This window comes from Streptomyces sp. NP-1717 (assembly GCF_022695985.1).
In the GTDB taxonomy this organism is placed as follows: Bacteria; Actinomycetota; Actinomycetes; order Streptomycetales; family Streptomycetaceae; genus Streptomyces.
This window is the reverse complement of the sequence record NZ_JAAPBF010000258.1, coordinates 1-9,663: the sequence shown is the minus strand read 5'-3', so window position 1 is coordinate 9,663 and position 9,663 is coordinate 1. Positions and strand designations below refer to the sequence as shown.

At 69.5% G+C, this 9,663-nt stretch carries 9 protein-coding genes; 4 read left to right on the top strand and 5 right to left on the bottom strand.

Annotated features, from left to right (window positions below; translation table 11 throughout):
* A partial coding sequence (locus GXP76_RS31230) for an ROK family transcriptional regulator (RefSeq protein WP_242574989.1) occupies positions 1 to 1,105 on the bottom strand: 1,105 nt, incomplete at its 3' end.
* Between the two features lie 140 nt (positions 1,106 to 1,245).
* Here GXP76_RS31230 and GXP76_RS31225 point away from each other — a divergent pair.
* From GXP76_RS31225 to GXP76_RS31210, 4 genes are all read left to right on the top strand, one after another.
* On the top strand, positions 1,246 to 2,562 hold the full coding sequence (locus tag GXP76_RS31225; protein ID WP_242574988.1) for an ABC transporter substrate-binding protein: 1,317 nt from the start codon (positions 1,246 to 1,248) through the stop codon (positions 2,560 to 2,562).
* A 10-nt stretch (positions 2,563 to 2,572) separates the two neighbouring features.
* Complete coding sequence (locus GXP76_RS31220; RefSeq protein ID WP_242574987.1) at positions 2,573 to 3,580, top strand: carbohydrate ABC transporter permease; 1,008 nt, start codon at positions 2,573 to 2,575, stop codon at positions 3,578 to 3,580.
* The gene (locus GXP76_RS31215; protein ID WP_242574986.1) at positions 3,570 to 4,448 is read left to right on the top strand and encodes a carbohydrate ABC transporter permease; all 879 of its coding nucleotides are present in this window, start codon (positions 3,570 to 3,572) and stop codon (positions 4,446 to 4,448) included. Before GXP76_RS31220 ends, GXP76_RS31215 begins: the two co-directional genes overlap by 11 nt.
* A 62-nt stretch (positions 4,449 to 4,510) precedes the next feature.
* Positions 4,511 to 5,866, top strand: a complete 1,356-nt coding sequence (locus GXP76_RS31210; RefSeq protein WP_242574985.1) for a GH1 family beta-glucosidase — start codon at positions 4,511 to 4,513, stop codon at positions 5,864 to 5,866.
* A 93-nt stretch (positions 5,867 to 5,959) separates the two neighbouring features.
* On the opposite strand, the gene GXP76_RS31205 is transcribed toward GXP76_RS31210, so the two are convergent.
* The 4 genes from GXP76_RS31205 to GXP76_RS31190 form a co-directional block, all read right to left on the bottom strand.
* Positions 5,960 to 6,919: a PfkB family carbohydrate kinase gene (locus tag GXP76_RS31205; RefSeq protein ID WP_242574984.1), complete on the bottom strand. Its 960-nt coding sequence runs from the start codon at positions 6,917 to 6,919 to the stop codon at positions 5,960 to 5,962.
* A complete protein-coding gene (locus tag GXP76_RS31200) occupies positions 6,916 to 7,905 on the bottom strand; it encodes a zinc-dependent alcohol dehydrogenase family protein (protein WP_242574983.1) in 990 nt (329 codons plus the stop codon). The genes GXP76_RS31205 and GXP76_RS31200 overlap by 4 nt, the downstream gene beginning before the upstream one ends.
* A complete protein-coding gene (locus GXP76_RS31195) occupies positions 7,902 to 8,819 on the bottom strand; it encodes a carbohydrate ABC transporter permease (protein ID WP_242574982.1) in 918 nt (305 codons plus the stop codon). The genes GXP76_RS31200 and GXP76_RS31195 overlap by 4 nt, the downstream gene beginning before the upstream one ends.
* Positions 8,816 to 9,663, bottom strand: an 848-nt coding sequence (locus GXP76_RS31190) for a carbohydrate ABC transporter permease (RefSeq protein WP_242574981.1), incomplete at its 5' end; no start/stop codon positions are given. The genes GXP76_RS31190 and GXP76_RS31195, both read right to left, overlap by 4 nt.

Genomic DNA, 9,663 nt, shown 5'->3' with positions numbered 1-9,663 from the left:
GGATGTCCGGCAGCAGGTGCGGGCCGATCAGGAGGCCCGCCCACCCACCGAGGAGCACCCGTTCCGGCAGGAACAGGTTGATCAGGTCGGCGACCGCGGCCCCGAGGCACTCGGCGGTCTCGTCGAGCAGCGCCACCGCGACGGGGTCCGGCGCCGCCCCGCCCGGCGGCGGAAAGGCCGCGGCCAGCAGGGCCGCGAGGGCCGTCTCGTCGTCCGCGTCGGCCGGCAGCGGCCCCCCGGCCTCCTGCCAGCGTTCGCGCATCGCCTCCGCGCCCGCGTACGCCTCCAGACAGCCGATGGACCCGCAGCGGCAGCGCCGTCCGCGCATCTGCACGGTGGTGTGGCCCCATTCGAGCGCGCTGCTCCGCTGGTTCTCGTCCAGCGAGCCGCCTTCACCGCCGTGGATCACGCTGGCGCCGACCCCGGAGCCGATGAGCGCGATCGCGGCGGTACCGGCGCCCCGCCCGCCGCCGAACCACATCTCCGCCTGGCCAAGCGTCTTGGCGCCGTTGTCGATGAAGAGCGGGACCTCGGCGGGTATGTCGACGGCGGCACGCAGCAGCTTCTCGAAGGGCACGGCGCTCCAGCCCATGGTCTGGCCGTGGACGACCGCGCCTTCGGGACCGTCGCGTTCGATGATGCCGGGCACGCCGATACCGATGCCGAGGAGTTCGCGCGGGTCGGCCCCGGCGTCCCGCAGGACATGGGCGACGCCGGTGCGCACGTGCGCGACGATGCGCTCGACGTCGTGGCCGTGCTGGGCCAGCAGCCTCTCGGTGCGGGCGAGTTCGGTCAGGGACAGGTCGAAGAGTTCGACACGGACGCGGGTCTCCCCGATGTCGATGCCGATGAGGAGCGCGCCGCCGGGAGCCACGCGCAGCAGTGTGCGCGGCCTGCCGCCGTCGGAGTCGACCACGCCGGCCTCCTCCAGGAGGCGTTCCGCAGCGAGTTCGGTGACGACGTTGCTGATGGAACCTGAACTCAGTCCGGTCGCGGGGCCGAGCTCCTGACGGCTCAGGGGCCCGTCGAAATACAACCGTTGCAACACCCTCGCCCGGTTGCCCCTGCGCAGGTCACGCACTGTTCTTCTGTCCCGTTCGGCCATGGTGCTCCTTCCCAGCAGGCAACATACCCCGGCCCCAGACCTTGACGCGACCTTCCCTCACCTCTTAAATCACGACATAAATTAAGCCGTGAGGCTGCGTTCGACTCTCGAACGCGGCCACCCCGGAAAGGGGCAGTCCCATGCGCCGAATCAGAGCCGCCGCAGTCATCACCCTCACCACCGCCCTCGCCGCCACCGTCACCGGATGCGGCGGCGGAACGTCCACCGACGAGGGCGGCAGCAACGACTCACCGAAGACGCTCACCTACTGGGCGTCCAACCAGGGCCCCAACATCGAGGCCGACAAGAAGATCCTCACTCCCGAGCTGAAGAAGTTCGAGAAGGAGACGGGGATCAAGGTCAAGCTCGAAGTGGTGCCGTGGTCCGATCTGCTCACCCGGATCCTGGCCGCCACCACGTCCGGGCAGGGCCCCGACGTCCTGAACATCGGCAACACCTGGTCGGCATCCCTCCAGGCGACCGGCGCGCTGCTGCCGTGGGACGACAAGAACTTCGAGGCGATAGGCGGCCGGGACCGGTTCGTCGACTCGGCGGTCGCCTCCGCCGGCGCCGAGGGCCGGCCGCCGGCGGCCGTACCCCTGTACTCGCTCGCGTACGCGCTCTACTACAACAAGCAGATGTTCGCGGACGCCGGTATCGACGGACCGCCCGCCACCTGGGACGAGTTGGTCGCCGACGGCAAGAAGCTGTCCAAGGACGGCAAGTGGGCGCTGGGTGCCGAGGGCGGCAACCTCTCGAACAACATCCACCAGGTCTTCGCGCTCGGCCAGCAGCACGGCGCCGACTTCTTCGACGCCTCGGGCAAGCCGACCTTCACCACCGACGGCAATGTGGCGGCCGTGAAGCAGTACGTCGACTTCATGGCCAAGGACAAGATCATCGCTCCGGGCAACGCGGAGTACGCCCAGAACCAGTCGCTCACCGACTTCGCCAAGGGCAGGACGGCGATGGTGCTGTGGCAGGCCGCGGCCTCGACGTTCGCCTCCCAGGGCATGAAGCCCGAGGACTGGGGCGCGGCGCCGGTGCCCGTGCCGTCCGGCGCGCCCGGCGCCGACAAGCAGGTGAACTCCATGGTCGCCGGTATCAACATCGCCGTCTTCAAGAACACCAAGAACGTCGACGGCGCCAAGAAGTTCGTCAAGTTCATGACCAGCGACGCCGAGCAGAAGCTCCTCAACAAGACCTACGGGTCGATCCCGCCGGTCGCCGCCGCCCAGGCCGACCCGGCGTTCGCCGCGCCCGACCTGAAGGTCCTGCGCGACACCCTCGCGGGCAGCGCCGCGCCGCTCCCCCAGGTGCCCGAGGAGTCGCAGTTCGAGACCGCCGTCGGGACGGCGGTCAAGGAGCTGTGGGCGGACGCCGCCTCAGGGACCCCCGTGACGACCGAGTCCGTCAAGAAGCGGCTGGACAAGGCCCAGCAGCAGATGCAGCAGTGAGGCACCGCCCATGACGTCCACCGTGACTCCCCCCGTACGCAAGACGGGCAGCGGTGCGGACCGGGGCGAGGGGGGTGCGCGGCGGCGTCTGCCGCGCCTCCCCGACCGGATCCGCCACGGCGGGCTGCCCTATCTGCTGCTGCTCCCCGCCGTTCTGCTCGAACTGCTCGTGCACATCGTCCCGATGGTGATCGGGATCGTCATGAGCTTCCGCGAACTGACGCAGTTCTACATCAACAACTGGGACAAGGCCCCGTGGCGGGCGTTCGACAACTACAAGATCGTCGTCGACTTCGACGCCCCGCTCGGTGAGGCGCTGCTCCACTCCTTCTACGTCACCTGTGCCTTCACGGTCATCACGGTCGGCCTGTCCTGGCTGTTCGGCACGGCCGCGGCGATCATGCTCCAGGAGAACTTCCGCGGCCGGGGCCTGCTGCGGGCCGTCTTCCTCACGCCGTACGCGCTGCCGGTGTACGCCGCCGTCATCACCTGGGCGTTCATGTTCCAGCGCGACAACGGCATCATCAACCACGTCCTGCACGACCAGCTCGGCCTCACCGACGAGCCGTCCTTCTGGCTGATCGGCGACAACAGCTTCGTCGCGCTGGTCGTCGTCGCGGTCTGGAAGTCCTGGCCGTTCGCCTTCCTCATGCTGATGGCCGGGCTCCAGAACATCCCGCGCGAGCTGTACGAGGCGGCGTCCATCGACGGCGCGGGCATCTGGCAGCAGATCCGCAAGATCACACTGCCGTCGCTGCGGCCGGTCAACCAGGTGCTGGTGCTGGTGCTGTTCCTGTGGACGTTCAACGACTTCAACACGCCGTACGTGCTGTTCGGCGACTCGGCGCCCGAGGCGGCCAATCTGATCTCGATCCATATCTACCAGTCGTCGTTCGTCACCTGGAACTTCGGTACGGGCTCCGCGATGTCCGTCCTGCTGCTGCTCTTCCTGCTGCTGGTGACGGCGGTCTACCTGGTGGCCACCTCGCGCGGAAGGAAGGGTTCCGGTGCCGTCTAAGGCCCTGGCCGGCAAGGCCGGCTCTCCCCTCGCTCCCCCGGCGTCCTTCCTCTGGACCCGCCGGATCATCCTGGCGTTCCTCACGGCCTTCGCCCTGCTGCCCGTCTATGTGATGGTCAGCAGTTCGCTGAAGCCGCTGGAGGACGTGACGGGCAAGTTCCAGTGGATCCCGTCCGAGATCACCGTCCGCCCGTACTTCGACATCTGGGACACCGTCCCGCTCGCGCACTACTTCGTGAACTCGCTGATCGTGGCGGGCGCGGCGACGGTGCTGTCGGTGACGATCGCGGTGTTCTCCGCGTACGCCGTGAGCCGCTACCGGTTCAGGGGCAAGCGCGTCTTCACCGTCACGGTGCTCTCCACGCAGATGTTCCCGGGGATCCTCTTCCTGCTCCCGCTGTTCCTGATCTTCGTCAACATAGGCAACAGCACGGGCGTCGCCCTGTACGGGTCACGGGGCGGGCTCATCCTCACCTATCTGACCTTCTCGCTGCCCTTCTCCATCTGGATGCTGATCGGGTACTTCGACTCCATCCCGAGGGATCTGGACGAGGCGGCGATGGTGGACGGCTGCGGTCCGTTCGGCGCCCTGTTCCGGGTGGTCGTACCGGCCGCGATCCCCGGCATCGTGGCCGTGTCGGTCTACGCGTTCATGACGGCCTGGGGAGAGGTGCTCTTCGCGTCGGTGATGACGAACGACGAGACCCGCACACTCGCCGTCGGCCTCCAGGGCTACGCCACCCAGAACGACGTGTACTGGAACCAGATCATGGCGGCGTCGCTCGTCGTGAGCGTGCCCGTCGTCGCCGGGTTCCTGCTTCTCCAGCGCTATCTCGTCGCCGGTCTGACGGCGGGAGCGGTCAAGTGACGCATCGTCAGGTGATCCATCGTCAACCGGCTCCTCAAGTGGCCTCTGCGGAAAGGCAGTCAGTGAACGACCTCAACGCCCTCCCCCACGATTTCCTCTGGGGCGTCGCCACCGCCGCGTACCAGATCGAGGGCGCCGTCGCCGAGGACGGCCGCTCGCCCTCGATCTGGGACACCTTCTCCCACACCCCCGGCAAGGTCGACAACGGCGACACCGGGGACATCGCCTGCGACCACTACCACCGGGTGCCCGAGGACATCGGCCTGATGAAGCGGCTCGGCGTCGGCTCGTACCGCTTCTCGCTCGCCTGGCCGCGCGTCGTGCCCGGCGGCGACGGGCCCGTGAACGAGGCCGGGATCGGCTTCTACGACCGGCTGGTGGACAGCCTGCTGGAGGCGGGCATCACCCCCTTCGCCACGCTCTACCACTGGGACCTCCCACAGGCGCTCCAGGACCGCGGCGGCTGGCCGGCCCGCGAGACGGCCGAGCACTTCGCCGCCTACGCCTCCGTCGTCGCCGAGCGCCTGGGCGACCGGGTCAAGGACTGGGCGACCCTCAACGAGCCGCTGTGCTCGGCGTGGATCGGCCATCTGGAGGGGAAGATGGCGCCGGGGCTCACCGACATCGGGGCCGCGGTGCGCGCCTCGTACCATCTGCACCTCGGTCACGGTCTCGCCGTCCAGGCCATCCGCGCGGCGTCCCCCGACGCGCGGGTCGGCATCGTCAACAACCTCAGCCCGATCGAGGCTGCCACCGACCGCGAGGCGGACCGGGCGGCCGCCGTACGGGCCGACGGCCACATCAACCGCTGGTGGCTGGACCCGGTCCACGGGCGCGGCTACCCGCAGGACATGCTCGACCTGTACGGGGTGGAGCTGCCCGAGCGCCCCGGCGATCTGGAGACCATCGCCGCGCCGCTGGACTGGCTGGGGCTGAACTACTACTTCCGCCAGGTCGTCGCCGACGACCCGGCCGGGCCCCCGCCGTACGCCAAGCAGGTCTATCTGCCGGGTGTGCGCCACACCGCCATGGACTGGGAGGTGCACGCGGACGGCCTGGAGGAGCTGCTGGTGCGGCTGACGGACGAGTACGGCGCGCAGCGCGTGTACGTCACCGAGAACGGCTCCGCCTACCCGGACGTCCTGCGGGACGACGGCACGGTCGACGACCCGGAGCGCACCCGCTATCTGGAGGAGCACCTGGCGGCGTGCGCGCGTGCCGTACGCAAGGGGGTGCCGCTCGCCGGATACTTCGCGTGGTCGCTGCTGGACAACTTCGAGTGGGCGTACGGCTACGACAAGCGGTTCGGCCTCGTCCATGTCGACTACGCGTCGCAGCGCAGGACGATCAAGTCCAGCGGGCACCGGTACGCCGAGATCATCCGCGAGTCGGCGGCCCGGAGGCACAAGGCCGCCTGAGCCGCGGGACACACCGGGTCCGTACGCGCCCGTCCCCGGCGGCGGTCGACACCGCTGCCGGGGACGGGAGTTGAGCATTGAGTTGAGGGTGCGTCAGACGCGTGCCTCCGGGAGCGACGGCTCCGTGCCCGCCTGGGCGACCACCGAGGCCGCCACCCGCGAGGCGAAGCCCAGCATGTCCGTCGCCCGCGCGCGGGTGAACTCCCGTGCGCCCGCGGCCGGGTGGACGCCGCCCGAGACCATCCAGGTGATCATCGCCGCCATGAAGGCGTCACCCGCGCCGATCGTGTTGACCACCTCGACCGGCACGGCGGGCACGGACACCGGTTCGGCGGAACCGGTGTAGGCCGTACTGCCCCGCGATCCCCTGGTCAGGACGACCAGCCGGCCGCCGGCGGCGAGCCGGCGGCACGTCTCGTCGGGCGTCGAGTCCGGCCACAGGCGCGCCAGGTCCTCGTCGCTTGCCTTGACGACCTGGCCCAGCTCGCACAGTTCGCGCAGCTTCACCGCTGCGCCCACCGCGTCGAGCGTGCGGTCCTCGCGCACGTTCGGGTCCACCACCAGCAGCGGGCCGCCGGCCGCCGCCGCGCGCGCCGTCGTCACCACGGCCGAGGCCGCGGGTTCGACGACGGCCGCGAGGCCGCCCACATACACGGCGGCGAAGCGCTCCACGTCCGTACGTTCGGGCAGTTGGAAGGTGGCCGTGTGCTGGAGGTGGAAGTGGTAGCCGGTGCCCTCGGGGCCGGGGTCCGCGACGGCCAGCGCCGTGGGGAGGTCCGGCCGTGCGCAGAGGCCGAGCTCGACTCCCGCCGAGACCAGCCGCCGCTCGATCGACCGGGCGAACCCGTCGTTTCCGAGGGCGCCGGCGAACCAGCTCGGCGTGGAGAGCTGGGCCAGTCCGGTGGCCACGTTCGCGGGTGCGCCGCCGGGCTGGGCCCGGTGCGCCTCCGCGTCGCCGGCCGCCGGTACCAGGTCGATGAGCGCCTCGCCCATCACCAGGACGGCGCCGGAGCCCGGGTCGGGGCCCGGTGCCGCGCCGGGCGCTTCGGTCACGGCTCCACCACGATCTTGCGGCCCTGACCCGCCTTGAACTTCTCGATGGCGTCCGGGTACTGCTCCAGCGGCAGCCGGTCGCTGATGAACACCGCGGGGTCCAGGACCCCGGTGGCGAACAGCGCGGCGGCCCGCTCGTAGCTGTGCAGCACCGCCATCGAGCCGGTGATGGTGATCTCCTGGTTGTAGATCTTGTACGGCTCGATGACCGCCGTCGTCGCGTAGTCCGAGACACCGAACTGAAGGAACGTTCCGCCCTTGGCGACCCGGCCCAGGCCGTCCTGGATCGCGCCCGCGTTGCCGGTCGCGTCGATGACCACGTCCCAGCCGCCGGGCCGCTCGAACTCCTCCGCCGAGGCGGCCGCCCGTGAACAGCCGAGCTTGGACGCGGTGGCCAGCCGCTCGGGGTTGACGTCCAGCATGTCGACGCCCGCCGCGCCGGTGCGCTTGGCCAGCTCCAGCATCATCAGGCCCATCGTGCCCGAGCCGTAGATCAGCACCTCGGCACCGAGCGTGCTGCTCAGCACGTCGTAGCCGCGTACGGCGCACGACAGCGGCTCGATGAGCGCGGCGTCCCGTACGTCCACATGGTCGGGGAGTTTGACGCAGTTGGCCACGGGCGCCACGGCGAACTCGGCGGCGCCGCCGGGGACACTGACCCCGATCGCGTTCCACCGGTCACAGAGGTTGCCCCGGCCTGCCCGGCAGTAGCGGCACTCGTGGCAGTACAGGGACGGGTCGACGGCGACCTTGTCGCCCACCGCCAGCTCCGTGACCTCGGCGCCCAGGCCCACGACCTCACCGGCGAACTCGTGACCGGGCAGGATCGGCAGGGTCGGCGCGAACTCGCCCTGCAGGATGTGCAGATCGGTGCCACAGATGCCGCAGGCAGCGACGGACACGACGACGTCGCGCGGGCCCGGGGTCGGATCGGGGACCGTGGTGACGGACACCTTGCCGACACCTTCGACGATCGCTGCCCTCATTTGACGGCTCCAAGAGAAAGGCCCTGGACGAGCTTGTCCTGGGCGGCGAAACCGGCGGCGAGCACCGGCAGGGACACGACGACGGACGCGGCGCACAGCTGGGCGAGGAAGAGGCCCTGGCTGGTGACGAATCCGGTCAGGAAGACGGGCGCTGTCTGAGCTGTCACGCCGGTCAGGACCCGGGCGAAGAGCAGTTCGTTCCAGCTGAAGATGAAGCAGATCAGCGCCGTCGCCGCGATACCGGGGGCGGCGACGGGCGCCACGACCCGCATCAGGACGGTGGGCAGCCGGGCGCCGTCCACCTGCGCGGCCTCGATGATGGAGACCGGCACGTCCGCGAGGAAGGACTGCATCATCCAGACCGCGATCGGCAGGTTCATCGAGGTGTAGAGGATGACGAGCAGCCAGATGTTGTCCAGCATCCCCACGTTCTTGGCGAAGAGATAGACCGGCAGCAGTCCGGCGACCACCGGCAGCATCTTCGTGGAGAGGAAGAAGAACATCACGTCCGTCCATTTGCGGACGGGCTTGATGGACAGCGCGTACGCCGCCGGCAGTGCCAGCACGAGGACGAACAGGGTGGAGAACACGGACGCCGTCACCGAGTTGATGAGCGGCGGCCAGGGGCTCGCCCCGCCCTCGGCGCCGAAGAACGCGCTGAAGTTGTCGAAGGTCAGCGGAGCGGTGAGGGACGGCGGGTTGGTCGCCGCGTCCGACTCCGAGTGCAGGGACGTCAGCAGCATCCACAGCGCGGGGAAGCAGAAGACGACGCCGATCACCCAGGCCAGCAGACCCAGCGCGGTGGAGCGCCGCTTGGCGCGCCGGGCCGCGGGGCCGTACTTGTCCTGCCGCTGGGCGGAGGTGGACGCCTTGCCGGGGGCGCCGGCGGTCTTCGGTGCGGAGAGTGTGCTCATGCGCGCCTCGCCTCCTCACTGAAGAGGGACGAGACGACGCGCAGGGCGAAGGTCGCGATCACGATGGTGCCGATCACGACGACCACGCCTGCCGCGGAGGCCAGTCCGTACTCGTGAGCCTGGTAGAAGGTCTGGTAGATGGTGTACGGGAGGTTGGCGGTGCCGAGTCCGCCCGCGGTGATGGTGAACACGGCGTCGAAGTTCTGCACGATGTAGATCGAGCCGAGCAGGACGCCGAGTTCGAGATAGCGGCGCAGATGCGGCAGGGTCAGGAAGGCGAACATCTGCCAGGCGTTCGCGCCGTCCAGGCGCGCTGCCTCCATCATGTCCAGCGGCCGGCTCTGGAGCCCGGCCAGCAGGATGAGCATCATGAACGGCGTCCACTGCCAGACGAGGGACGCCTCGACGGCGAGCAGCGGCATGTCCGAGATCCAGTCGGGCTGCGACGGGTCCTCGACACCGAACAGTCCGGTGAACCAGGCCCAACCGCCGTTCAGCAGGCCGTACTCGGGGTTGTAGAGCACGTGCTTCCACAGCAGCGCCGCCGAGACGGGTACCAGCAGGAACGGCGTGATGAGCAGCGTACGGACGAAGCCCCGGCCCATGAACTTGCGGTCGAGCAGCAGCGCGAGCAGCAGTCCGAGCACCACGCTGGCGATCACGACGGTGGCCGTGAGCAGCATCGTCGTGAACACCGAGTCACGCAGGTCCGCGTCGGTGAACACGGAGCCGTAGTTGGACAGTCCGGAGAAGCTGCGGGCGTCCGGGTTGAGCGAGTTCCAGTCGAACAGCGAGATGAACAGCGTTGCCACGAAAGGCAGTTGGGTGACCGCGATCAGGAAGA